This is a genomic window from Blastococcus sp. CT_GayMR16, assembly GCF_004570875.1.
Classification (GTDB): domain Bacteria; phylum Actinomycetota; class Actinomycetes; order Mycobacteriales; family Geodermatophilaceae; genus Blastococcus_B.
In genome coordinates, this window is record NZ_SPQK01000001.1 from 325,629 (window position 1) to 348,920 (window position 23,292).

A 23,292-nucleotide genomic window follows, 5' to 3' on the forward strand; every position below is an offset into this window, starting at 1 on the left:
GACCGCCGGGTGCCGAGCGACCCACGGGCGGCCCCCATTCTGACCCGAGAAACGGCGATCGGCGCTGTCGGTTTCCGTCGCACCCCTCGGAGCGCGGCCCACGGGCCCTCCGTCGGCCACTACCGTTGGTGCGATGCGCTATCCCGAGGCCCCGCGGCTCGACCTCGTCGAGGACCTGCACGGACATCCCGTCGCCGACCCGTACCGCTGGCTCGAGGACGCCGCCGATCCGCGCACCCGGGCCTGGACCGAGGCCCAGGACGCCGTCACGGCCGAGGTGCTCGGCGCCCTGCCGCTGCGCGAGGAGTTCGCCGTCCGGCTGGAGAAGCTCGTGCACGCCGGCGCGGTCGGCATCCCGGTGTGGCGCGGCGAGCGGGCCTTCTCCACCCGGCGCGACCCGGGCCAGGAGCACGCCGTGCTGCGCGTCCGCGAGGCCGACGGCACGGAGCGGGTGCTGGTCGACCCCATGGCGCTCGATCCGGCCGGCACGACGACCCTCGACGCCTGGTCCGCGTCCTGGGAGGGCGACCGGCTGGCCTACCAGCTCTCCACCGGCGGCGACGAGGAATCCAGCCTCTACGTCCTGGACGTCGCAACCGGCGAGGTCGTCGACGGTCCGATCGACCGCTGCCGCTACTCCCCCGTCGCGTGGCTGCCCGGCGGCGACGAGCTCTACTACGTCCGCCGCCTGGCCCCGGAGCTCGTGCCCGACGGCGAGGAGCAGTTCCACCGGCGGGTGTGGCGCCACCGGGTGGGCGCCCCGGCCGGTGACGACGTGCTCGTCCACGGCGAGGGCAGCGACCCGACGACCTACTTCGGCGTGCACACCAGCCGGGACGGCCGCTGGCTGGTCGTCTCCGGGTCCGCGGGCACCGCACCGCGCGACGACGTCTGGATCGCCGACCTCGCCGGAGGCGGCGAACTCCGCGACTTCCAGGTGGGCGTGGACGCCCAGACCGCCGCCTGGGTCGCCCGGGACGGCCGGCTGTGGCTGATGTCGGACCGCGACACCCCGCGCTGGCGGCTCGCCGTCGCCGATCCCGCGGACCCGGGCACGTGGTCACCGGAGTCCTGGCAGGACGTCATCCCCCAGCAACCGGACGCCGTCCTCTCCGACGTCGCCCTGGTCGACGGAGCGGACGGCGACCTGCAGGTGCTGGCCGTCCACGCGGTCGACGCCACCGACCGGCTGTCGGTGTGGGCCGCGAACGGCTCCGGCCGCCTCGCCGACGTCGCGGGCCTCGGCGTGGGCAGCGTCTCGGGGGTCAGCGCGCCCCCGGAGGGCGGGACGTCGGCCTGGGTGGGCTACACCGACTACGCGACCCCGCCATCGGTACTGCGCTGGGAGGCCGCGTCGCCGACCACGCTGACCACGTGGGAGGAGGCGTCCGTCGCCGGCGAGGTGCCCGACCTGACCGTGGTCGAGACCCACGCGACGTCGGCCGACGGGATCCCGGTGCACCTGTTCGTGCTCTCCGGCAACGGCACTCCCGACACGCCGCGGCCGACCGTGCTCTACGGCTACGGCGGCTTCAACGTGTCCCTGACCCCGGCATACACCGCGCAGGCCCTGGCCTGGGTCGCCGCCGGTGGCGTGTGGGCCGTGGCCAACCTCCGCGGCGGCTCCGAGCACGGCGAGGAGTGGCACCGCGCGGGGATGCGCGAGCGCAAGCAGAACGTCTTCGACGACTTCGCGGCCGCCGGTGAGCACCTGGTGGCCCAGGGCTGGACGACGCACGAGCAGCTCGCCGTCATGGGCGGGTCCAACGGTGGGCTGCTGGTGGGGGCCGCGCTGACCCAGCGGCCGGAACTCGCCGCCGCGGTGGTCTGCAGCGCGCCGCTGCTGGACATGGTGCGGTACGAGCTGTTCGGCCTGGGCCGCACCTGGAACGACGAGTACGGCACGGCGGAGAAGCCCGACGAGCTCGGCTGGCTGCTCGGTTACTCGCCCTACCACGCGGTCCGCGAGGGGACGGCGTACCCGGCGGTGCTGTTCACGACCTTCGAGTCCGACACCCGCGTCGACCCGCTGCACGGCCGCAAGCTCGCTGCCGCCCTGCAGCACGCGACCGCAGGAGAGGCACCGATCGTGTTGCGTCGCGAGACGTCGGTGGGGCACGGAGCACGCGCGGTGAGCCGGACCGTGGGGCTGGCGGCCGACCAACTGGCCTTCCTCGCCGAGCACACCGGTCTCGCTCGCCGGTAGGACGTATCTCGCCCCTTCGCTGACAGGGCGCGCCGCACCTGGGAGACTCCTGGGTGATGTCTCGATCACAGCTCGTGTTCGCCGCGGCCGACGGAGTCTCGGGCGCGGTTCCCAGCTGCGTCGAGGACTCCACGACGCTGTGCGCGAAGGTCTACGAGTGGTTCGGCCTGGACTGGCTCGCGGCCAATGCCGACACGCTGATCGCCTCGCCGGCGAAGATCCTGCTGATCGTGCTGCTCGCCGTCGGTGTCCGGGCGCTGATGCACCGGGGCATCCGCCGGCTCACCGACCGCACGGCCACCGGCGCGGTGCCGACGATCCTGCGGCCGCTGCGCAACCGGGTGCCGTCGAACTCCGAGGCGCTCGACCAGGCCACCGAGCGCCGCACCCAGCCGGCCGAGGCCATCGGGTCGGTGCTGCGCATCGTCGCCTCGATCCTCGTGCTGGGCATCGGTGTGGTGCTGGTCCTCGGCGAGCTGGGCATCAACCTCGCCCCGATCGTCGCCAGCGCCGGCGTGGTCGGGCTGTGGCCCCCTGCAGGGTCCCGTCGCGAGCTTGCGAGCGGTGGGGGGCAGGGGGTCCTTTCTCAGTACGGCGTCGGGGACGTCGTGGACCTCGGCGAGGCCAGCGGGACGGTCGAGGCGGTGGGCCTGCGGATCACGCGGCTCCGCGACGTCAACGGCGTCGTCTGGTACGTCCGCAACGGCGAGAACCTGCGGGTCGGCAACAAGAGCCAGGGCTTCGCCCAGGTGGTCATCGACATGCCCGTCGCCCACGACACCGACCTCGAGTACGCCCGGACGGCGATGCAGGAGGTCGCCGACGCGATGTACGAGGACGAGTGGGCCGCCGTCCTGCTCGCCGAGCCGGAGTCGCTCGGCGTCGAGCAGATCACCGCGGAGGGCGTCTTCCCCCGGCTCGTCGTCCGCTCGACCGATGCCGACCAGTTGCGGGTCGGCCGGGAGCTGCGGATGCGGCTCAAGGAGCGGTTCGTCGCCGAGGGCATCCGGACGCCGCTGCCGCTCCTGACCGGTGCCGCGACGGGAGTCCGGTGAGCGCGCCCGCGCCGGAGGGGTTCTCCCCCGTCGGCGCACCGGCTCGGCAGGCGACCTTCCGGGAGGTCTTCGCCGTCCGGGAGTTCCGGCCGCTGTTCGGCACGTTCCTCCTCTCCACCGCCGGCGACGAGCTCGCACGGGTGGCGCTCACCGTGCTGGTCTACCAGCGCACCTCCTCGCCGCTGCTGTCGGCGATGACCTTCGCGATCGGCCATCTGCCCTGGCTGCTGGGCGGCCCGGTGCTGTCCGCGCTGGCCGACCGGCTGCCCCGCCATCGGGTGCTCATCGCCGCCGACGTCACCCGCGCGGTGCTGCTCGGCCTCATGGCCATCCCCGGCACGCCGCTGCCGGTCCTGCTCGGCCTCCTCTTCCTCGTGTCGTTGTGCGCACCGCCGTTCGAGTCGGCCCGGTCGGCGCTGATGGCCGACGTGCTCGACGGCGACCGCTATGCCGTCGCGACGTCCCTGACCAACATCACGCTGCAGCTGGCACAGGTGGTCGGCTTCCTGGCCGCCGGGCTACTGGTCACCGCGCTCAGTCCGTCGGCGGCGCTGCTCATCGACGGTGCGACGTTCGCGGTGTCCGCGCTCTGGCTGGCTCGCGGCCTGCGACGGCGGCCCGCCCCGACGTCCGAGGCCGGTGGCGGCCGCCGCTCCCTGTGGCAGGACACCGGGGACGGCCTGCGGCTGATCGCCCGCTCCCCCCGGCTGCTGGCGATCATGGGCGTGCTCTGGGTCGCGACGGCGTTCGCCTACGCCTCCGAGGGCGTCGCCGCCCCGCTCGTCGAGGAGCTCGGCCACGGGACGTCGGCCATCGGTGTCCTGCTCGCGGCCAACCCGCTGGGAGTGACGATCGGCGGACTGGTCATCGCCCGGTTGGTCGCACCCGACCGGCGCGAACGGCTCGTCGTCCCCCTCGTCGTCCTCTCGCTGGCGCCGATCCTCGCCGCCGGGCTGATCGCGGTCCTGGCCGAGCCGAGCAATCTCGCCTTCTGGCTCGTGGTGGGTCTGCTCTTCGTGTCCGGCCTCGGGGCCTCGTGGCTGATCCCGCTCAACGTCTCCTTCGTCCAGGCCGTGCCGAGCGCCTACCGCGGCCGCGCCTTCGGCGTCGCGGTCAGCGGGCTCTACGGCGTCCAGGCCATCGGTGCCCTCGGTGCGGGCCTCGGGGCCGAAGGGGTGTCGGCCAGCGGAGTGCTCGCCCTGTCCGGCGGCCTCGGGCTGATCGCGGTGGCGCCGGCGCTCATCGCCTACCGACGTACCCGGGGTCACATGGCAGCCGACGGCGCGGCTGAGGGACCATCGACTCCATGAGCGAGTCGAGCCGGTCCCTCCCCTCGGCGCGCACCTTCTACGACGAGGTCGGGGGCGCGCCGGTCTTCCGGGCGCTCGTCCACCACTTCTACGCCGGGGTCCGCACCGACCCGGTGCTCGCGCCGCTGTACCCCCAGGACGACTGGGACGGCGCCGAGACGCGGCTGCGCGGCTTCCTCGAGCAGTACTGGGGCGGCCCGACGACCTACTCCCAGGAACGTGGCCACCCGCGGCTGCGGATGCGGCACGCGCCGTTCGCCATCGGCCCGGCCGAGCGCGACGCGTGGCTCGCGCACATGCGCGCCGCCGTCGACTCCCTGGGGCTCTCCCCCGAGCAGGACGCGACGCTCTGGGGTTACCTGGAGATGGCCGCGCTCAGCATGCAGAACCGCTTCCCAGACGACGCCGAGGTCGACCTCACCCCCTGACGTCCCCGCACCCGATCGACCTCTGGAGAGCCCGGTGCACCCGGACCCGAATCCTGTTCTGTCCCCGTCCGCCGACTGGTGGCGGTCGGCGGTCTTCTACCAGATCTACATCCGCAGCTTCGCCGACGGGAACGGCGACGGCGTCGGCGACCTGGCCGGCATCCGCAGCCGTCTCCCGTACCTGGCAGACCTCGGGGTGGACGCGCTGTGGATCACGCCGTTCTACCCGTCGCCCATGGCCGACCACGGCTACGACGTCGCCGACCCACGGGACGTCGAACCGGTCTTCGGGGACCTCGCGCAGTTCGACACCCTGCTGACCGAGGCGCATGCCGTGGGCCTCCGGGTGACGATCGACCTGGTCCCGAACCACAGCTCGCACGACCACGAGTGGTTCCAGGCGGCACTGGCCGCGGCGCCGGGTTCCCCGGAGCGGGCGCGCTACTTCTTTCGCGACGGACGCGGGCCGGACGGCGCCGAGCCGCCCAACAACTGGCCCTCGATCTTCGGTGGCCCCGCCTGGAGCCGTGTGCCCGACGGCGAGTGGTACCTGCACATCTTCGCCTCGGAGCAGCCGGACCTGAACTTCACCAACCCCGAGGTGGTCGCCGACCTCGAGGCGACGATGCGGTTCTGGCTCGACCGCGGCGTCGACGGCTTCCGCATCGACGTGGCCCACGGCATGGCGAAGCCCGACGGCCTGCCGGACATGGTGCTGCTGGAGGGCGTCGGCCTGCTCGACGACCACGGCGCCGGCGACCTGCGGTTCGACCAGGACGACGTGCACGTCGTCCACCGCCGGATCCGGGCGGTCCTCGACGCCTACCCGGGCACCATGGCCGTGGGCGAGGTGTGGGTGTCCGACGACGCGCGCCTGGCGCAGTACCTCCGTCCCGACGAGCTGCAGCTGGCGTTCAACTTCAAGCTGCTGACCGCGGAGTGGGCGGCGGGCGACCTCCGCGACGCCGTCACCCACTCCCTGGCCGCGGTCGCCGGCACCCCCGCGCCGGCCTGCTGGGTGCTGTCCAACCACGACCGGCCGCGGCACGTCACCCGGTACGGCGGCGGCGAGCTGGGCCTCCGCCGGGCGCGCGCCGCCGCGCTGCTCCAGCTCGCCCTGCCCGGAGCGGTCTACCTCTACAACGGCGACGAGCTCGGCATGCCCGACGTCGACCTGCCCGACGAGGCGCTCCAGGACCCGATCTGGGAGCGCTCGGGGCACGCCGAGCGCGGCCGGGACGCCTGCCGGGTGCCGATGCCGTGGTCGGGGACGGAACCCTCCTACGGGTTCTCCTCGCGGGCGGACACCTGGCTGCCGATGCCCGAGGGCTGGGCGGCGCTGACCGCGGCCGGGCAGGCGGCAGACGCTACGTCGATACAGTCGCTGTACCGGGCGGCCCTCGCGCTACGCACGACCTCGCCGCTGTTCGGCGGCGAGGCGCTGGACTGGCTACCGGCGCCCGACGGCTGCCTTGCGTTCCGCCGTCCGGGCGGCCTCGTCTGCCTGGTCAACGTCTCGGGAGCGCCGGTCCCGCTGCCGGAGGGCCAGGTGCTCCTGGCCAGCGCGGATCTCGGCGACGGCACCCTGCCCGACGACACGGCGGTGTGGCTCGCGGCCTGAGAAGGCCGGACGTTCCGGGAGCGCGCGGGGTCCGTTACCGCGGCTCCGGTACTTTCCGGGCGACGACGACGCCCCCGGGAGACCGTGCTGTGAAGACCAAGGACCTCGCCTACATCGCGCTGTTCGCCGCGATCATGGCGGTGCTGGGGCTGCTGCCGCCGGTGCCCGTGCCGGGGATCCCGGTGCCGATCACCGCGCAGACCCTCGGCGTCATGCTGGCCGGATCGGTGCTCGGCGCGCGCCGAGGCGGTCTCGCCCTGCTCGTGTTCCTCGCGGTGGTCGCGGTCGGGCTGCCGGTCCTCTCGGGCGGCCGCGGAGGGCTCGCCGTCTTCGTCGGGCCGTCCGCCGGCTTCCTGTACAGCTGGCCGATCGCCGCGTTCGTCATCGGCCTGCTCACCGAGCTGTTCTGGCGCCGCTACAACCTCGCGTGGGCGCTGGTGGCCAACCTGATCGGCGGCGTGCTGGTCATCTACGCGATCGGGATCCCGTTCCTGAGCCTGTTCGGGGACGTGCCGCTGTCGACGGCGTTCACCGGGTCGATGGCGTTCGTCCCCGGCGACCTGGTCAAGGCGGTCGCCGCCTCGCTCGTCGCGGTCGCCGTCCACAAGGCGTACCCGGTCATCGAGCTGCCGGCCCGGCGCGCGACGGCCGGCTGACGATCCTGGGGCTCCTTGTGCGGCGCGGACGGCGGGCCGACGCCGCGGCCGCGGCGGCCATCGTTCCGCGGACGGCGATCGAGGTGCACGACGTCGCCCACTTCTACGGCGACCGCCCGGTGCTGACCGACGTCTCGCTGACCCTGACCGAACGGCGGATCGGCGTCATCGGCGCCAACGGCTCGGGCAAGAGCACGTTCGCCCGCCTGCTCAACGGCCTGGTGATCCCCGCTGAGGGCAGCGTGCTGGTCGACGGGCTGGACACCCGCACGCAGGGCCGCGAGGTGCGCCGCCGGGTCGGCTTCGTCTTCCAGGACCCGGACGCGCAGATCGTGCACCCGACGGTCGAGGAGGACATGGCGTTCGGGCCGCACAACCAGGGCGTGGCCGCCGAGGAGACGGCTCGGCGGGTCGAGGAGATGCTGGTCCGCTACGGCCTGGCGGGACACCGGGACCACCCGGCGCACCTGCTCAGCGGCGGCCAGAAGCAGCTGCTGGCGATCGCCGGCGTGCTGGTCATGCGGCCCCAGCGGATCGTGTTCGACGAGCCGACGACGCTGCTGGACCTGGCCAACACGCGGCGGGTCTCCCGGGTCATCGATGCGCTGGAGCAGGACGCGGTCGTGGTCACCCATCACCTCGACCTGCTGGACGGGTTCGACCGGGTCCTCGTGTTCGAGGACGGCCGCGTGGTCGCCGACGGCTCGCCGGGCGAGACGGTGCCCTGGTACGTGGCGAGGATGGGCTGATGCTGTCGCTGTACGTGCCGGGGGCCTCGCCCGTGCACCGGGCGCCCGCCGGGCTGAAGCTCGCCGTGCTGGCGGTGCTCGGCGTCGGGCTGTTCGCGACCGGGCGTCTGGATCTGGTGGCGACCGCGCTGCTGCTCGTGCTCGCCACCGGGCTACTCTGGGCGCGGCTTCCGTTCCGGGCGCTGACCGCGCAGGTGCGACCCGTGTGGATCTGGCTAGCCGCGCTGTTCGGGTTCCACCTGCTGGTGACCGGCCCCCTCGTCGGCGCGGTCGCCGTGCTCCGGCTGCTGACCCTGGTGGTCGCCGCGGCGGTGGTCACCGCGACGACGCGGGTGACCGCCCTGGTGGCCGTCATCGAATGGCTGACCTCGCCGCTGCGGGTGTTCGGGGTGCGCCCGGCGCGGATCGGGCTGGTCATCGCGATGACGCTGCGGTTCATCCCGCTGGTCGCCGACCGGGCGGCCCGCATCCGGGAAGCCCAGGCGGCGCGCGGCGCGGACCGGGTGCGGCTGGCCATGGTCGTGCCGCTGCTCGTGCAGGTGCTCCGGATGGCGACCACGGTCGGTGAGGCGCTGGACGCCCGCGGTGCGGGTGACGTGCCCGGCCGCCGTCCGCGTCGCCGGGCGGCGGCCGAGAACCTGGGGACGACGTAACCGGCGGCGTCGTCACCGAGATCTGGCTGACCGGAGCCGCCGCCGCGCCGATGCGCCGCGTGCCGACGGGGCTACTGGTCGCCGGGGCCGGACTGGACGGCGACCGCTACGCGCTCGGCGGGGGCACCTGGGCCCGGTATCCGGACCTGGATAAGCAGCTGACGCTGATCGACCGGGACGAGGTGGCCGCCGTCGCCGCCGAGGTCGGGGTGCAGCTCACGCCCGGCGACACCCGGCGCAACCTCGTCACCGTGGGCGTGGACCTGCCCGCGCTGGTGGGGCGGTGGTTCGCCGTCGGGGACGCACTGCTGTTCGGGATGAAGCGCTGCCCGCCGTGCGCGCACCTCGAGCGGCTGACCGGCGCGAAGCTGGTGAAGGCGATGCTGCACCGCGGCGGGATCAACGCGGCGGTGTTCGGCGGCGCGGAGATCGCGGACGGGGCCGTCGTCCGGCCGGTGTCCCACGACGAGGCGGCCCGCCGTGGAGCGCCGGTCGGGGCCGACCGTCCCGTCCCCCGGCGGGTCTGACCGAGCTCAACGGCAGCTCTGCACGACCATCGCGACGCCCTGGCCGCCGCCGACCGCGATCGCCGCGAGGCCGTACTGCCCCTGATCACGCCGGACGAGCTGGGAGAACAGGCGCACTGCGAGGACGGCGCCGGACGCACCCCACGGATGGCCGAGGGCGAGGGCGCCGCCCTCGGGGCAGACGCGCTCGGGATCGAGGTCCAGGGCGGCGCAGCAGGCCAGCACCTGCCCGGCGAAGGCCTCGTTGAACTCGATCACGTCGATGTCGTCCAGGGTGAGCCCGGCCCGGTCGAGCGCGAGCCGGGTGGCCGGGACGACGCCGATGCCCGGCCTGTTCGGGTCGACCCCGGCGGTGGCGGTGGCGAGCACGCGCAGACCGGGCACGCCGAGGCGGCGGTGCGTCCCGGCGTCGACCGCGGTGACGAGTGCCGCGCCGTCGTTGATGCCGCAGGAGTTCCCTGCGGTGACGGTGCCGTCGGGCAGGAAGGCCGGGCGCAGGCGGGCGAGCCGCTCGACCGACAGGCCCTCGCGCGGACGGTCGTCCGTCTGGACGTCGCCGACGGGCACGATCTCCGCGTCGAATCCGCCGGCCCGCTGCGTGGCGAACGCGCGGGCGTGCGAACGCGCGGCGTACTCGTCCTGGGCGCTCCGGGGAACGGCGAAGTCGCGGGCGAGGAGATCGGCCGCCACCCCCATGTCGGGATCACCCAGGCCCGCCGGCGCGAACGGGGCGCGCTCGTAACGGGTGGGCTCGCCGCCGTCGACGGGGGGCCAGGACCGCCACGGAGCGGTCGACGCCGATTCCACTCCCCCGGCGAGGACGACGCCCGGCTCTGCTCGCAGAATCGCGACGGCGAGCACGACGGCGGCCAGGCCGCTGCCGCACTGCCGGTCGACGGTGAGGCCGGGGACGCCGACCGGGAGCGCGGCCTGCAGCGCCGCGACCCGGGCGACGTCGCCGCCGGGTCCCATGCAGTTGCCGAGGACGACCTCGCGGAGGTCGGCGCGTTCGGCGGGCTCGAGCTCGTCGGCAAGGGCCGCGATCACGGGCGCGGCGAGGTCGGCGGCGGTGAATCCGGCGAGCGAGCGCCCGGCCGTGCCGATGGGGGTACGCCGGGCCGAGATCAGCACCGGGGCGTCGTCGACGCTGCTCACGTCCCGCTTCCGCTCAGCGGCGTCAGGGCGGTCAGCTGCCCGGTCGCGGCCAAGGCCGCCAGCGCGGTGCGGTCGACCTTGCCGCTCACGGTCAGCGGGAAGGACGGCACCGAGAACCACAACCGCGGCTGCTGGGCCGACGCCAGTTCGGCCCGCGCCACCGCGCGGACCGGGGCCGCAGCGGCCGGTTCGAGCAGGACGGCGCCGACAACGTGGCCGAGACGGGGATGCGGTACGCCGACGACGACGACGTCGCTGCCGATCCCCCGCCGCAACACCTGCTCCACGTCGGCCACCAGCACGCTGGCGCCGCCGGTGAGCACCAGCTCGGTGCCGCGGCCGGTCACGGTGAGCGCCCCCTGCTCGAGGCTGCCGCGGTCGCCGACGGTGGCGAACCCGTCGTCGTCCACGGTGAGGGGGCCGTCGGCACCGCCGCCGTAGCCCAGGGAGAGATACGGCGAGCGCACCCAGATGGCGTCGGCGCGGATCTGTACCTCGACCCCGGGGAACGGCCGCAGGTCCTCCTCGGAGCTGCCCCAGGCGACGAAGGAGAGCTCGGCCGCTCCGTAGTAGTGACTGACGCGGGCGCCGCCCGCCTCGGCGCGCGCGGCCGTGTCGCGGGAGAGCCGGTCGCCGGCGACGACGACGTGGACACCCCGCAGGTCACCGCCGCCGGAGAGGGCGGTGAGCAGGGTCGCCGGGGTGAGGTGGGCGTGGGTGGCGTCCTCCGGTCCATCGACCAGGGTGGCGCCGACCGTGCGGGCGTGGACCGCGGCGAACAGGTTCATGGTCGCCGACATCGGGCCGGGCACCCACACGCGGGAGCGCCGGTCGATGCCGGCCAGGCGCGAGACGTGCGGAAAGGAGTCGACCCAGGACGCGGTGGTGCGGACGACCGACCGGGGACGGCTCGTCGTCCCCGAGGTCTGCAGCGCGATGAGTTCGCCGCGCTCGTGGGCGTCCAGCACGGCCGCCACGGGGTCCGCCGCTGACGCGATTTCGCGGACGGGGGGCATGTCCGCGCTCAGGTCGACGGCTCGTCGGTGTAGCGCGCCAGGAACTCCTTCTCCTCCGGGGTGATCCGGCGGGGGCGGTTCAGCGCGAAGTCGAACGGCACCAGCATGGTGTTGCCGGTGACGGCGAGCTGACCGTGGTCGAAGGCCTCGTAGTGGCACAGGAACGACGCCGCGCGCACGGTCGACACCCAGATCTGGATCTCCAGGGGGTCGGCGTCGTAGACGACCGAGCGCTTGTACTTGATCTCGTGGGAGGCGACGACGAGGCCGCGGCGCATGCCGGTCCTGGTGTCGTGCGTGGGGTGCTCGAAGAACAGGTTGACCCGCGCCATCTCGAAGTAGCCGAGGAACGCGACGTTGTTGATGTGCTGGTAGGCGTCCATGTCCGCCCAGCGCATGGGGACCTGCACCGTGTGCCTCACGGCGGACACCCTGCCGTACGGCTGCCGGGAACGCGCTGTGATCCTGGGCGCTCCCGGCCCTCCTTCAGTCGCGGGCCAGCTTGCGGTAGGTCGCGCGGTGCGGGCGGGTGGCCTCCTGGCCGAGCCGCTCGACCTTGTTCTTCTCGTAGTCCTGGAAGTTGCCCTCGAACCAGAACCACTTCGACTCGCCCTCGTAGGCGAGGATGTGCGTCGCCACCCGGTCGAGGAACCACCGGTCGTGGCTGACCACCACGGCGCAGCCCGGGAAGTCCAGCAGCGCGCCTTCCAGGCTGGTCAGCGTCTCCACGTCGAGGTCGTTGGTCGGCTCGTCGAGCAGCAGCAGGTTGCCGCCCTGCTTGAGGGTCAAGGCGAGGTTGAGCCGGTTCCGCTCGCCACCGGACAGGATTCCGGCTCGCTTCTGCTGGTCCGGGCCCTTGAAGCCGAACGCCGCGACGTAGGCGCGAGACGGCATCTCGACGTTGCCGACCTTGATGTGGTCGAGGCCGTCGGAGACGACGTCCCAGAGCGTCTTCATCGGGTCGATGCCGCCGCGGTTCTGCTCGACGTAGGAGAGCTTGACCGTCTCGCCGACCTTGATCTCGCCGTCGTCGGGCTTCTCCTCGCCGACCAGCATCTTGAACAGCGTGGTCTTGCCGGCGCCGTTGGGGCCGACCACGCCGACGATGCCGTTGCGCGGCAGCGTGAACGAGAGGTCGTCGATCAGCACGCGGTCGCCGAAGCCCTTGGTGAGCTTCTTGGTCTCCACGACGATGCTGCCCAGGCGCGGGCCCGGCGGGATCTGGATCTCCTCGAAGTCGAGCTTGCGGGTCTTCTCGGCCTCGGTAGCCATCTCCTCGTAGCGGGCGAGGCGGGCCTTGCTCTTCGCCTGGCGGGCCTTGGCGCCGGAGCGCACCCACTCCAGCTCGTCCTTGAGCCGCTTCTGCCGCTTGGCGTCCTTGGCGCCCTCCACCTGGAGGCGGGTGGACTTGGTCTCCAGGTAGGTGGAGTAGTTGCCCTCGTAGGGGTACGCGCGGCCGCGGTCGAGCTCGAGGATCCACTCGGCGACGTTGTCCAGGAAGTACCGATCGTGGGTGACGGCGACGACGGTGCCGGCGTACTTCTCCAGGTGCTGCTCCAGCCACGCCACGCTCTCGGCGTCGAGGTGGTTGGTGGGCTCGTCGAGCAGCAGCAGGTCCGGCGCCTCGAGCAGCAGCCGGCACAGCGCGACGCGGCGGCGCTCGCCACCGGAGAGGACGGTGACGTCGGCGTCGCCTGGCGGGCAGCGCAGCGCGTCCATGGCCTGCTCGATGCGGGCGTCGAGCTCCCAGCCGTCGTGCTGCTCGATGACCTCCATGAGCTCGCCCTGCTCGCCCATGAGTGCGTCGAAGTCGGCGTCGGGCTCGCCCATCGCCGCGCTGACCTGCTCGAAGCGGGTCAGGGCGTCGCGGAGTGGCTTCACGGCCTCCTCGACGTTGCCGCGCACGTCGAGCTTCTCGTTGAGCGGCGGCTCCTGCAGCAGGATGCCGACCGAGGCGTCCGGCGCGAGGCTGGCCTCTCCGTTCGAGGGCTGCTGCATGCCGGCCATGATCTGGAGGACGGTCGACTTGCCGGCGCCGTTGGGGCCGACGACGCCGATCTTGGCGCCGGGCAGGAACGACAGGGTGACGTTGTCGAGGATCACCTTGTCGCCGTGCGCCTTGCGTGCGCGGACCATCGTGTAGATGTACTGAGCCACTGGGCTTCGGAGCCTTCCGTCGTCTTGCGAGCGGGGGCGGGGCCGCCGGATCGCGGCCCCACCCCATGCGTTCTCACCTCCGATCCTCCCAGCCCGGCACAACTAGACGCGCGCCGGTTCCAGGGAGGAGTCCTCGGAGTCCACCTCGTACAACGGTCCGGACCCGCTGCCGTAGTCCCCGCCGGTGAACTCGTCGGCGAGGGCGCGGGCAGACTGCTCATCCTCGGGCGTCGGCTCGGACTCCGGCACGGCGCCGGTCTCCTGGCCGACCGCCTGCGCGGGCCGAGCGGGCCGGTGGAAGTCGCTCCATCCCCGCGCCAGGTTGGGCCCGACCGCGGTGGCCCGGATCTGGGGCGCGGACCGCCGTCCGGCCTCGGACTCCCAACTGCGAGTGGTCAGCGTGCCCCGCACGATCACCGGGTCGCCCTTGCTGATGCTCCGCGCGACGTTGCCGCCGAGCTCGCCCCACGCCTCGACGTCCACCCAGAGGGTGCCGGCGTCCACGAACTCCTGTTTCCCGCTGTCGTACCGGCGGGCCGTCGACGCCATCCGGAAGTTGGTCACGGCGCTGTTCTCCAGGCGGACGCGACGTGGCGAGTCGACGACGTTGCCCACGACGGTCACTTCGGTGTCGTTCATGGTGCTCCTCAGGTCTGCGGCGCCGGTCCGGCGCGGACCGGCTCGCTGCCGGTGTGCCGACGACCTTGGGCGCGGGCCCGCCGCCGGAGCGGCCCGGCAGCGGATCTGTGGACGGCCCGGAGCCCTGTGGACGACCGTCGGATGCCCTCACTCCCCCGCGTGACTGGTCCCCCGGCCTGCGCCCCCGTGCCCGGAGGCGATGCGATGATCGGCAGCCGAGCGCCCGTAGCTCAGTGGATAGAGCAGGTGCCTTCTAAGCACTTGGTCGCAGGTTCGATCCCTGCCGGGCGCGCCGTCAGCCCGCTCGAGCCGCCCGGGCCAGCGCCTCCCCCGCTGCCGGCGTCGGCGAGCCACCGGCGTTGCGGACCAGGTCCGTCCGCGGGGTTGTGATTGGCGCAACAACGACGCGGGTAGACGCGGCTTACCGGTAGCGGGGGTTACAGGTAAGCCACCAGGTCGATCCGCAGGAGTGCAGCCGTCGATGGTTCAGATCGATCATCCCCAGCCCCAGGATGTGTCCCCGGACGGCGCTCCCTCCCCGGAGGGAAAGAAGCGCGGTCGGCACGCCGTCCCCGCGGCGCAGGCCAGTGCACACAGGTTCCACCGGCGTCGCCGGTGGCCGGTCATCGCGGCCGTTGCCGCGCTCGCCGCGCTCGTCGTCCCCCCACCCGGACCGACGGACCCGGTGCTCGCCGCGGAGGTCAGTGACGCCTCGCTCCCGACGGGCCTGACCTCGGCCGGCACGATCTCCTTCCTGTCCTCGGGCGCGCCGACCGGCTCGATCGTCCTGGCCAGCGCCCCGGCCCAGACCGGCGACCAGCAGCCCATCGCGCCCACCGTGATCAGCGGGCTGGCCGCCAACGGCATCCCGAACGTCGCGCTCAACGCCTACCGCGTCGCGGCGGCCCGGATGGCGAGCGCGGAGCCCTCCTGCGGCATCGACTGGTCGCTGCTGGCCGGGATCGGCCGCGTCGAGACCAACCACGCGCGCTTCCGCGGCGCCGTCCTCAACTCCGACGGGACGTCGACGCCGCGCATCATGGGCCCCCCGCTGGACGGCGTGCAGTTCGCCTTCATCCGCGACACCGACGGCGGGAGCTGGGACGGCGACGCCACGTTCGACCGCGCGGTCGGGCCCATGCAGTTCATCCCGGCCACCTGGCGCGCCTACGGCATCGACGGCGACGGCAACGGGACGGCCGACCCGTTCAACATCAACGACGCGGCCCTCGGAGCGGCGAACTACCTGTGCGCCTCCGGCGGCAACCTGCGCACCGACGCCGGCCAGCGCAAGGCGGTCATGGCCTACAACCACTCCGACAGCTACGTGAACGAGGTCCTGGCCCTGGCGCGCGCCTACGCCTCGGGCATCCCTGTCGCCGACATCCCGCTCGTCGGCAACACCACCGGCGCGATCCCGGCCCCCGGCCCCTTCACCAGCTCCGGCGGCGGACCGACGTACTACGGAGGCCCGGCCAACCCCGGCCCCGCCATCGGCGCCGGCGACATGACTCCCGCCTCCGGGCCCACGACGGGCCAGAACGCATCAGGTGGGGCGCCGGCCGGATCCGGCGCCCCGGCGGACAGCGGCGCGGCGGGAGGTCCCGCGGCACCAGCCGGGGACGGCGGCGGCGGCACAACGCCCGGCTCGACACCGCCGGCCGGCCCGGCTCCGGCAGGCCACGCGCCGGGCCCGAACCCGGGACCGAGCTCCGGCCCGGCCCCGGCCGCCCCGGCGATCCCGGCGCCGGTTCCCCCGGCCCCGGTTCCCCCGCTCCCGGTTCCCGTGCCGCCCGCCCCTGTGCCGCCAGCACCGGTGCCGCCTGCCCCGGTTCCCGGGGTCACGTGCACCACGCTGAATGGGCTCGGCCTGCCGGTGATCCCCGCCCTGCCCGTCTGCCCGTAACGCAGGATGACGGCGGCCCCTCCGATCAGTCGATCGGAGGGGCCGCCGTCATCAGGGGGTGCGGTGGGTCAGCGCGCCCCACCAGCGCGCTGGGTGCCGGTGAACTGGAAGTTGAGCGCGCTGGTCGCGCCCTCGAAGGCGTCACCCGACGCGCTGGCGGGCAGCGCGGCGGTCAGCTTCAGGTGGTCGGTCGCACCGGGCGCCAGGGCCGCGGTGGCGGTGAGCGCCACGTTGTTGACGATGATCGGCAGTGAGAAGTAGGTCCGCACCGTTCCGGCGCACGTCGGCGTGGCACCGGACCTGTCCCAGGCCACCGAGCAGGACTCCGCCTTGAGCTGGAGGCCGTTCACCGCGTCCTGGTCGAGGATGCTGGAGGACGTCGCCCAGGTCTTCAGGGTGATGCCGGCCAGCGCCGTCGTCCCGTCGTTGACCAGGTCGATCACGTGGGTCCGCGAGTCGCCGGCGAGCATCTGACCGCCGCTGAACGGAACGGTGGCCGAGCCGCCGGGCGCGCTCACGTCGATGGACAGGACACCGGTGTCGACCTTCGTGCCGACGGGGCTGGTGGAATCGGTGAAGCCACCCAGCGTGCCCAGACCGGCCACCGCGACGGCGGCGCCGACGGCGCTGATGGCGCCGACGATCTTGGCTGCGGAACGGCGGCGGGTCATGGTCGTGCTGTCGATGGTGGTCACGGTCGTGCTCCCCCGAGCTTGTGCCCGGGCGGCTGTTCCGCCCTGGCGACGACCCCACGGTGCGCGGCGATCCGCAGGCCGGGCGCCAGGAAAGCGCAAGGCATCCTCAAGAAGCGGCGTGACCACGCCCCGACGGCGGCTTCAGGACGGCGAACGGGTCGGTGACCTCCAGCGCCGGGGCGGCGAACCGGTAGAGCATCGCCGGCCTCCCACCCGCACGACCCGGCGGCGCCGTCTCCCCCGTCGCCGCCAGCACGCCCCGGCGCAGCAGCACGCGCTGCAGGTTGGTGGCGGTCACCTCGTACCCCAGCGCCGCGACGTAGATGTCGCGCAGCTCCGCGATCGAGAACGACGGCGGCGCGAGGGCGAACCCGACGTTCGTGTACGAGAGCTTCGCCCGCAGCCGGCCGAGCGCCGAGCCGACGATCGAGCCGTGGTCGAAGGCGGTGCCCGGCAACGCGTCCGTGGGGTGCCAGGCGGTGTCCGCGGGAAGCGCCGGGTCGAGGTGCGACGGCACCAGCCCGAGGTAGGCGGTGGCCACGGTCCGCCCGCGGGGGTCACGGCCGGGGTCGCTGCGGGTCTCCAGCTGCTCGAGGTGCGACAGCTGGCGCACCTCCACCTTGCTGGCCAGCTGGCGGGCGACCGAGGCACCGAGCGTCTCGTCGGCCAGCAGCGGCCCGCCGGGCAGCGCCCAGGCCCCGGCGAACGGCTCGTTCGCGCGACGCCAGAGCATCACGACCAGCCGCCCGGCCCGCACCTGCAGGACGACGGCGAGCGCCTGGTGCGGATAGGCGGGGCGTTCCGGCGAGGACCAGACGGATGTCACGAGCGGGAATGGTACGTTCGCCTCAGAGGTTTTCGACTGATAGTAAGAAACCACCCCTCGTTCGGAGGTCTCCGGTGACCGCAACGCTGTCCGCACCCACTGCCGCGAGTTGGAGCCCCGACGAGTGGGAGGCCTGGCGCGCCGAGGTCCGCGCGCTCGCCGCCGCGAAGGACGCCGTCGTCCTGGCGCACAACTACCAGGCGCCGGAGATCCAGGACGTCGCCGACCACGTCGGTGACTCCCTCGCGCTCTCCCGCATCGCGGCGACCAGCGAGGCCTCGACGATCGTCTTCGCCGGCGTGCACTTCATGGCCGAGACCGCCAAGATCCTGGCGCCCGAGAAGACGGTGCTGGTGCCGGACGCGAACGCCGGCTGCTCGTTGGCCGACACGATCACCGCCGACCAGCTGCGCGCCTGGAAGGCCGAGCACCCCGGCGCCGTCGTCGTCTCCTACGTCAACACCTCCGCCGAGGTGAAGGCCGAGACCGACATCTGCTGCACGTCGTCCAACGCCGTCGAGGTCGTCGAGTCGATCCCGGCCGACCGCGAGGTGCTCTTCCTCCCCGACCAGTTCCTCGGCGCCCACGTCCAGCGGGTCACCGGACGCACCAACATGCGCATCTGGATGGGCGAGTGCCACGTGCACGCCGGCATCTCCCCCACCGACCTCCGGCAGAGCGTCGAGAACGCACCGGACGCCGAACTGCTCGTCCACCCCGAGTGCGGCTGCGCCACAAGCGCGCTCTGGATGGTCTCCGACGGGCAGCTGCCCACCGAGCGCGTCCACATCCTCTCCACCGGCGGCATGCTGGAGGAGGCCCGGCGGACGACGGCGAAGCGGGTGCTCGTCGCGACCGAGATCGGCATGCTGCACCAGCTCCGTCAGGCCAACCCGGTCACCGACTTCCAGCCCGTGAACTCCCGCGCGGCCTGCCCGTACATGAAGATGTCGACCCCCGAGAAGCTCCTGCGCGCACTGCGCGAGGGCCGCGACGAGGTCACCGTCGACCCGGTGATCGCCGCCCGCGCCCGAGCGGCGGTCGAGGCGATGGTCGCGATCGGCACGCCGTCCCCGATCGGCGAGTGACGTGACCCTGGTCGCGGCGCTCCCCCTGCCGCCAGCGGGATGGACCCGAACCACCGATGTCATCGTGGTCGGGAGCGGCGCCGCCGGGCTGATGACCGCGGTGGCCCTGGCCGACGCCGGCCGTGCGGTCACCGTCGTCACCAAGGGCGCGTTCGGGAACGGCAGCACCGCCTGGGCCCAGGGCGGCCTGGCCGCCGTCCTCGGTCCGGACGACGATCCCGAGCTGCACGTGCAGGACACCCTCGTCGCCGGCGCCGGGCTCTGCGACGAGGTCGCCGTCCGCACCCTGGTCGCCGAGGCACCGGCCGCGATCGCCCTGCTCCAGGAACTCGGCGCCCGGCTCGACCTCGACGTCCACGGCCGGCCCGCACTGACCCGCGAGGGCGGGCACAGCCGCGACCGGATCGTGCACGCCGGCGGTGACGCCAGCGGCGCGGAGGTCACCCGCACGCTCGGCGACGCACTGCGCGCCCGCGGCGTCGACGTGCTCGAGCGCACCGTCGCGCTCGACGCGCTGCGCGACTCCGGCGGTCGCGTGGTCGGGCTGCGGGTCGCCCGGATCGGGGACGACGGCTCGCTGCTCGACGCCGGAGACCTGCGCGCCCGCGCCACGGTGCTCGCGACGGGCGGCTACGGCCAGGTCTACGCCGCGACGTCCACCCCGGACGGCGCCACGGGTGACGGGCTGGCCCTCGCACTGCGGGCCGGCGCCGAGGTTGCCGACGTCGAGATGGTGCAGTTCCACCCGACCGTGCTCTGGACCGGGCCGGGCGCCGCCGGACAGCAGGCGCTGATCTCCGAGGCGGTCCGTGGCGAGGGCGCCGTCCTGGTCGATCGGGCCGGACGCCGGATCATGCCCGGCGCACACCCGCTGGCCGACCTGGCACCGCGCGACGTCGTCTCCGCCACCATCGCCGCGCACCTCCGGGCGACCGGCGAGGACCACGTGTTCCTGGACGCCACGCACCTGGGCGCGGACCACCTGCGGCGCCGGTTCCCCGGCATCCTGCGCGCCTGTCGCGACGCCGGTGTGGACATGACGCGGGAGCTCGTCCCGGTCACGCCGGCCGCGCACTACTCCTGCGGTGGGGTGGTCGCCGACCTCGACGGCCGCACGGCCGTCCCCGGGCTCTTCGCCGTCGGCGAGGTCGCCTGCACGGGCGTCCAGGGCGCCAACCGCCTGGCGTCGAACTCCATCACCGAGGGCCTCGTCGCCGCCCGCCGGTGCGCCGCCCTGCTGGCCGCCGACCTGCCCGCCGGCGGCGAGCCGGTCGCCCGAGCCGGCGGGGACGCGATCGACCCGAGCGCCCGGACGACGGTCACCTCGGCCACCACCCGGGACGCCGGGGTCCTCCGGGACGGCGACGGACTTGCGAGACTGGCCCGCGTGCTGACCACCGTCCCCCGGCTCGCCGCCGGGCGCCCGCTCGACCTGGCCGCCGTCGAGACGACCGCCCTCCACACGGCTGCCACCCTGCTCGCCGCCGCGGCCGCGAGCCGCCCGGAGAGCCGCGGTTGCCACCGCCGCACCGACGCGCCCGTCTCGTCGCCGGATTGGCGGGCTCGCCTGGTGCACCGGCTGGACGGCGCCGGACGGCTGCAGACCCGCACCGAGCCCGTCCGCGACCTCGACCTCGTCGTGGCATGACCGGCCTCGCGCTCGGCTCGGTGCACCGCACGCACGCCGCCGCCCTGTCGGCAGGCGGGCTGGACCCCGCGGAGGTCGAGGGCGTGGTCCGCCGGGCACTGGAGGAGGACCTCGCCTTCGGCCCCGACGTCACCACCGACGCCACCGTCTCCGTCCGGGCGCAGGCCACCGGCGACGTCGTGCCGCGGTCACCGGGCATGCTCGCCGGGATCCCGGTCGCCGCGGCGGTCTTCGACCTCGTCGGCCGCGGGGAGATCGAGGTCCAGCTGCTCGCCGCCGACGGCACCGCTGCCCGTCCGGGCGAGGCCGTGCTCACCGCCGCCGGCTCGGCGCGCGCCCTGCTCACCGCCGAGCGGACGGCGCTGAACCTGATCGGGCACCTGTCCGGCATCGCCACGCTGACCCGGCACTGGGTGGACGCCGTCGCCGGCACCGCCGCCGCGATCCGGGACACCCGCAAGACCACGCCCGGCCTCCGCGCGCTGGAGAAGTACGCCGTGCGCTGCGGCGGCGGCGTCAACCACCGGATGGGCCTCGGCGACGCGGCCCTGATCAAGGACAACCACGTCCTCGCGGCCGGCGGCATCACCGCGGCGGTCCAGGCCGTCCGGACGACGGCGCCCGCGATCCCGCTCGAGGTCGAGTGCGACACCCTCGAGCAGGTCCGCGAGGCGCTGGCGGCCGGCGTCCACCTGCTGCTGCTGGACAACTTCGGTATCGACGACACCGTCGCGGCCGTCGAGCTGGCCCGCGGCACGGGCTGCCGGCTGGAGGCCAGCGGCGGCCTGACGCTGGAGCGGGCGCGCGCCGTCGCCGCGACCGGCGTCGACTACCTGGCCGTCGGCGCGCTGACGCACAGCGCACCGGTGCTCGACCTGGGCTTCGATCTGCGCGGTTAGGGCGTTCCCGTCAGGAGGTGCGGCGGTCCGGGTGCACCCAGCCGATGGCCGGGGCGACGTGCCGCACGACGTTCTCCAGCAGCCGGGCGTTGTACTCGACGCCGAGCATGTTCGGCACGGTGATCAGCAGGGTGTCGGCCTCCTGGACGGCGACGTCCTTCGCCAGCTCCTCGGCCAGCCGGTCGGGCTCCCCGACGTAGCTCTTGCCGAACCGGGCCCGGACGCCGTCGAGGATGCCGACCTGGTCGTCCTCGGACCGGTTCCCGAAGTACTGGCGATCCTGCTCGGTGACGATCGGCATCACGCTGCGGCTCACCGACACCCGGGGCTGGCGCTCCCAGCCGGCCTCGGCCCACGCCGCCCGGTAGCGGGCGATCTGCTCGGCCTGCAGCTCGTCGAACGGCACGCCGGTGTCCTCGACCAGCAGCGTCGAGCTCATCAGGTTCATGCCCTGCTGCGCCGTCCACTCGGCGGTGGCCCGCGTGCCCGAACCCCACCAGATGCGGTCGGCGAGGCCCGGCGACTGCGGCTGGATCGCCAGCCGGCCGGCGACGCCCCCGGTCATCCCCGGGTCGGCGTCCACCACGGTCTGCCCACGGACGGCGGCGAGGAAGAGTGCGGTCTTGTCCCGGGCCAGGTCGGCGTCGGTGCCGCCGTCGGCCGGCACGTAGCCGAACGCCTCCGACCCCCGCAGCGCCGTCTCCGGCGATCCCCGGCTGACACCGAGCTGCAGCCGGCCGTCGCTCAGCAGATCGGTCGCCGCCGCCTCCTCGGCCATGTACAGCGGGTTCTCGTAGCGCATGTCGATCACGCCGGTGCCGATCTCGATCCGGCTGGTGCGCGCGGCCATGGCGGCGAGCAGCGGGAACGGCGAGGCCAGCTGCCGGGCGAAGTGGTGCACCCGCACGTAGGCGCCGTCCACGCCGAGCTCCTCGGCGGCGACCGCGAGCTCGACGCTCTGCACGAGGGCATCCCGCCCGGTCCGCACCTGTGACCCGGGGATGGGCTGCCAGTGCCCGAAGGACAGGAACCCGATCCGCTTCTCCACCGCACTCATGCACGACCGAGCGCACCGGCGGGGCCTGCTGTTCCCGGGCCGGGACGACGAAGGCCCCCACCGCACACCGGTGGGGGCCTTCGCAGCGACTGGGACTACTTCTTGGCCTTCGCGAACGAGCTCACGCACTCGCCCTGGTTGCGATAGGTCGTCGGGTAGCTGGTCGCCCAGCCGCCGCCCTTGCACTGGTCCTTCGAGGTCAGGACGACGTCAGCGGCGAACGTGTACCGCGTGTTGTCGAAGTTGATCGCGTTCAGCAGGTAGTCGCCCTGCACGCCCGAGCCGAGCGAGAACCCGAAGGCCAGCACCTGGGCGTCGGGGAAGGCGGCGCGCCACTCGTCGAGCGTCCCGTACCAGTTGCTCCCCGAGCCGCCACCGGTGTTCGGCGCGTCGGCCTTCATGTCGGCGTCGGCGGCGTTGTTCAGCCACCAGTCGTCGCCGTACTTGGTGGGCTCGCCGACCAGGATGCCGTCGATCGAGCCGTCGTCGTCGACGTCCACCTCGAGCTGGAAGCCGGGCGGGATGGTGCCGGAGGTGGTGGTGTAGTCCAGAGTCGGTTCGCCGACGTCGGCAAGGGGCACGTCGGTGTCGACGTACTCCGCCACCTTGTCGGTCGACCCGCTGCCGTCCGTCCAGATGCGCAGACCGGACCCCACGACCTCGTAATGACCGGTGGCCCTGGTGTCGCTCAGCGCGGGGTCGAAGTCGCTCGGGACGTGGATGACGCCCGGCCCCGGCGCCGCCAGCGCTGGCGTGGCCAGGAGCACGGTGGTGATGCCGAGAGCGAGAGCGCCCCCGAGACCGATGGTTCGCTTCAAGAGGTGGATCCCTTTCCTGGACGCACCACGACCCCCGTTGGCCGTGCGCTGAGTGCGCCGGACGCTAGCGGCACGAGGACGGCAGCGCGGGAGTCGACGGACCGGTGCGTCACAGGGTGCGTACGGTGCGTTGAGTGACGGTGTGTGACGGCTCGATCACGACTCTCCGTGGTCAGGTTCCGT

At 73.6% G+C, this 23,292-nt stretch carries 21 protein-coding genes, 1 tRNA gene and 1 pseudogene; 14 read left to right on the forward strand and 9 right to left on the reverse strand.

Features of this window, described 5'->3' with window-relative positions; all coding sequences use genetic code 11:
* Positions 1–133: 133 nt before the first annotated feature.
* The 9 genes from E4P38_RS01620 to E4P38_RS01660 all read left to right on the forward strand — a co-directional run bounded on the left by E4P38_RS01620 (position 134) and on the right by E4P38_RS01660 (position 9,205).
* Positions 134–2,206 carry a prolyl oligopeptidase family serine peptidase gene (locus tag E4P38_RS01620; RefSeq protein ID WP_135129957.1) on the forward strand — a complete coding sequence of 691 codons (2,073 nt, stop codon included), beginning with the start codon at positions 134–136 and terminating at the stop codon, positions 2,204–2,206.
* Positions 2,207–2,262: 56 nt separating this feature from the next.
* A complete protein-coding gene (locus E4P38_RS01625; protein WP_135129958.1) occupies positions 2,263–3,261 on the forward strand; it encodes a mechanosensitive ion channel domain-containing protein in 999 nt (332 codons plus the stop codon).
* Positions 3,258–4,571 (forward strand): MFS transporter, encoded by a 1,314-nt coding sequence (locus tag E4P38_RS01630; RefSeq protein WP_135129959.1) that lies wholly within the window; start codon positions 3,258–3,260, stop codon positions 4,569–4,571. Before E4P38_RS01625 ends, E4P38_RS01630 begins: the two co-directional genes overlap by 4 nt.
* Positions 4,568–4,999, forward strand: a complete 432-nt coding sequence (locus E4P38_RS01635) for a globin (protein ID WP_135129960.1) — start codon at positions 4,568–4,570, stop codon at positions 4,997–4,999. The genes E4P38_RS01630 and E4P38_RS01635 overlap by 4 nt, the downstream gene beginning before the upstream one ends.
* Positions 5,000–5,033: 34 nt before the next feature.
* Entirely contained in the window at positions 5,034–6,620 is a 1,587-nt protein-coding gene (locus tag E4P38_RS01640; RefSeq protein ID WP_209308872.1) for a glycoside hydrolase family 13 protein, read from the forward strand.
* A gap of 89 nt (positions 6,621–6,709) precedes the next feature.
* Positions 6,710–7,276 carry a biotin transporter BioY gene (locus E4P38_RS01645; protein ID WP_135129961.1) on the forward strand — a complete coding sequence of 189 codons (567 nt, stop codon included), beginning with the start codon at positions 6,710–6,712 and terminating at the stop codon, positions 7,274–7,276.
* A 17-nt stretch (positions 7,277–7,293) separates the two neighbouring features.
* Complete coding sequence (locus E4P38_RS01650; protein ID WP_135129962.1) at positions 7,294–8,025, forward strand: ABC transporter ATP-binding protein; 732 nt, start codon at positions 7,294–7,296, stop codon at positions 8,023–8,025.
* A complete protein-coding gene (locus E4P38_RS01655) occupies positions 8,025–8,678 on the forward strand; it encodes an energy-coupling factor transporter transmembrane protein EcfT (protein ID WP_135129963.1) in 654 nt (217 codons plus the stop codon). Before E4P38_RS01650 ends, E4P38_RS01655 begins: the two co-directional genes overlap by 1 nt.
* 50 nt (positions 8,679–8,728) lie before the next feature.
* Positions 8,729–9,205, forward strand: coding sequence for an MOSC domain-containing protein (locus E4P38_RS01660; RefSeq protein WP_135129964.1), 477 nt, complete (start codon positions 8,729–8,731; stop codon positions 9,203–9,205).
* Between the two features lie 6 nt (positions 9,206–9,211).
* Here E4P38_RS01660 and E4P38_RS01665 read toward each other — a convergent pair whose 3' ends face one another.
* The 5 genes and pseudogenes from E4P38_RS01665 to E4P38_RS01685 all read right to left on the reverse strand — a co-directional run bounded on the left by E4P38_RS01665 (position 9,212) and on the right by E4P38_RS01685 (position 14,172).
* Positions 9,212–10,360 (reverse strand): thiolase family protein, encoded by a 1,149-nt coding sequence (locus E4P38_RS01665; protein ID WP_135129965.1) that lies wholly within the window; start codon positions 10,358–10,360, stop codon positions 9,212–9,214.
* Positions 10,357–11,487: pseudogene (locus E4P38_RS01670) on the reverse strand (AMP-binding protein); the annotation flags it as partial. The pseudogene E4P38_RS01670 and the gene E4P38_RS01665, both read right to left, overlap by 4 nt.
* Positions 11,385–11,798, reverse strand: a complete 414-nt coding sequence (locus E4P38_RS01675; protein ID WP_167760396.1) for a thioesterase family protein — start codon at positions 11,796–11,798, stop codon at positions 11,385–11,387. The gene E4P38_RS01675 and the pseudogene E4P38_RS01670, both read right to left, overlap by 103 nt.
* Positions 11,799–11,862: 64 nt before the next feature.
* Positions 11,863–13,533, reverse strand: a complete 1,671-nt coding sequence (ettA, locus tag E4P38_RS01680) for an energy-dependent translational throttle protein EttA (RefSeq protein ID WP_135129968.1) — start codon at positions 13,531–13,533, stop codon at positions 11,863–11,865.
* Positions 13,534–13,635: 102 nt separating this feature from the next.
* Entirely contained in the window at positions 13,636–14,172 is a 537-nt protein-coding gene (locus E4P38_RS01685) for a single-stranded DNA-binding protein (protein WP_135129969.1), read from the reverse strand.
* Between the two features lie 219 nt (positions 14,173–14,391).
* On the opposite strand from E4P38_RS01685, the gene E4P38_RS01690 reads away from it, so the two are divergent.
* Positions 14,392–14,464, forward strand: a tRNA-Arg gene (locus E4P38_RS01690).
* A 189-nt stretch (positions 14,465–14,653) separates the two neighbouring features.
* Complete coding sequence (locus E4P38_RS23105; protein ID WP_209308873.1) at positions 14,654–16,078, forward strand: lytic transglycosylase domain-containing protein; 1,425 nt, start codon at positions 14,654–14,656, stop codon at positions 16,076–16,078.
* Positions 16,079–16,146: 68 nt separating this feature from the next.
* On the opposite strand, the gene E4P38_RS01705 is transcribed toward E4P38_RS23105, so the two are convergent.
* Both E4P38_RS01705 and E4P38_RS01710 read right to left on the reverse strand, forming a co-directional pair.
* Positions 16,147–16,773, reverse strand: coding sequence for a hypothetical protein (locus E4P38_RS01705; protein WP_135129970.1), 627 nt, complete (start codon positions 16,771–16,773; stop codon positions 16,147–16,149).
* A gap of 106 nt (positions 16,774–16,879) precedes the next feature.
* Entirely contained in the window at positions 16,880–17,599 is a 720-nt protein-coding gene (locus tag E4P38_RS01710; RefSeq protein ID WP_135129971.1) for an NUDIX domain-containing protein, read from the reverse strand.
* 74 nt (positions 17,600–17,673) lie between these two features.
* Here E4P38_RS01710 and nadA point away from each other — a divergent pair, with 74 nt between their 5' ends.
* The 3 genes from nadA to nadC are packed head-to-tail and all read left to right on the forward strand — an operon-like array spanning position 17,674 to position 21,234.
* A complete protein-coding gene (gene nadA / locus E4P38_RS01715; RefSeq protein WP_245160724.1) occupies positions 17,674–18,687 on the forward strand; it encodes a quinolinate synthase NadA in 1,014 nt (337 codons plus the stop codon).
* Position 18,688: 1 nt separating this feature from the next.
* The gene (locus tag E4P38_RS01720) at positions 18,689–20,335 is read left to right on the forward strand and encodes an L-aspartate oxidase (RefSeq protein ID WP_135129973.1); all 1,647 of its coding nucleotides are present in this window, start codon (positions 18,689–18,691) and stop codon (positions 20,333–20,335) included.
* Positions 20,332–21,234, forward strand: coding sequence for a carboxylating nicotinate-nucleotide diphosphorylase (nadC, locus tag E4P38_RS01725; protein WP_135129974.1), 903 nt, complete (start codon positions 20,332–20,334; stop codon positions 21,232–21,234). Before E4P38_RS01720 ends, nadC begins: the two co-directional genes overlap by 4 nt.
* Positions 21,235–21,244: 10 nt before the next feature.
* Here nadC and E4P38_RS01730 read toward each other — a convergent pair whose 3' ends face one another.
* Both E4P38_RS01730 and E4P38_RS01735 read right to left on the reverse strand, forming a co-directional pair.
* Entirely contained in the window at positions 21,245–22,291 is a 1,047-nt protein-coding gene (locus E4P38_RS01730; protein ID WP_135129975.1) for an LLM class flavin-dependent oxidoreductase, read from the reverse strand.
* A gap of 95 nt (positions 22,292–22,386) precedes the next feature.
* Entirely contained in the window at positions 22,387–23,109 is a 723-nt protein-coding gene (locus E4P38_RS01735; RefSeq protein ID WP_135129976.1) for a hypothetical protein, read from the reverse strand.
* Between the last annotated feature and the right edge of the window lie 183 nt (positions 23,110–23,292).

Bases quoted from the DNA above. Each gene is read 5' to 3' on its own strand.
- E4P38_RS01620 (WP_135129957.1), top strand. From the start codon at position 134: ATGCGCTATCCCGAGGCCCCGCGGCTCGACCTCGTCGAGGACCTGCAC.
- E4P38_RS01625 (WP_135129958.1), top strand. From the start codon at position 2,263: ATGTCTCGATCACAGCTCGTGTTCGCCGCGGCCGACGGAGTCTCGGGC.
- E4P38_RS01635 (WP_135129960.1), top strand. From the start codon at position 4,568: ATGAGCGAGTCGAGCCGGTCCCTCCCCTCGGCGCGCACCTTCTACGAC.
- E4P38_RS01655 (WP_135129963.1), top strand. From the start codon at position 8,025: ATGCTGTCGCTGTACGTGCCGGGGGCCTCGCCCGTGCACCGGGCGCCC.
- E4P38_RS01660 (WP_135129964.1), top strand. From the start codon at position 8,729: ATGCGCCGCGTGCCGACGGGGCTACTGGTCGCCGGGGCCGGACTGGAC.
- E4P38_RS01685 (WP_135129969.1), bottom strand. From the start codon at position 14,172: ATGAACGACACCGAAGTGACCGTCGTGGGCAACGTCGTCGACTCGCCA.
- E4P38_RS23105 (WP_209308873.1), top strand. From the start codon at position 14,654: ATGGTTCAGATCGATCATCCCCAGCCCCAGGATGTGTCCCCGGACGGC.
- nadC (WP_135129974.1), top strand. From the start codon at position 20,332: ATGACCGGCCTCGCGCTCGGCTCGGTGCACCGCACGCACGCCGCCGCC.
- E4P38_RS01730 (WP_135129975.1), bottom strand. From the start codon at position 22,291: ATGAGTGCGGTGGAGAAGCGGATCGGGTTCCTGTCCTTCGGGCACTGG.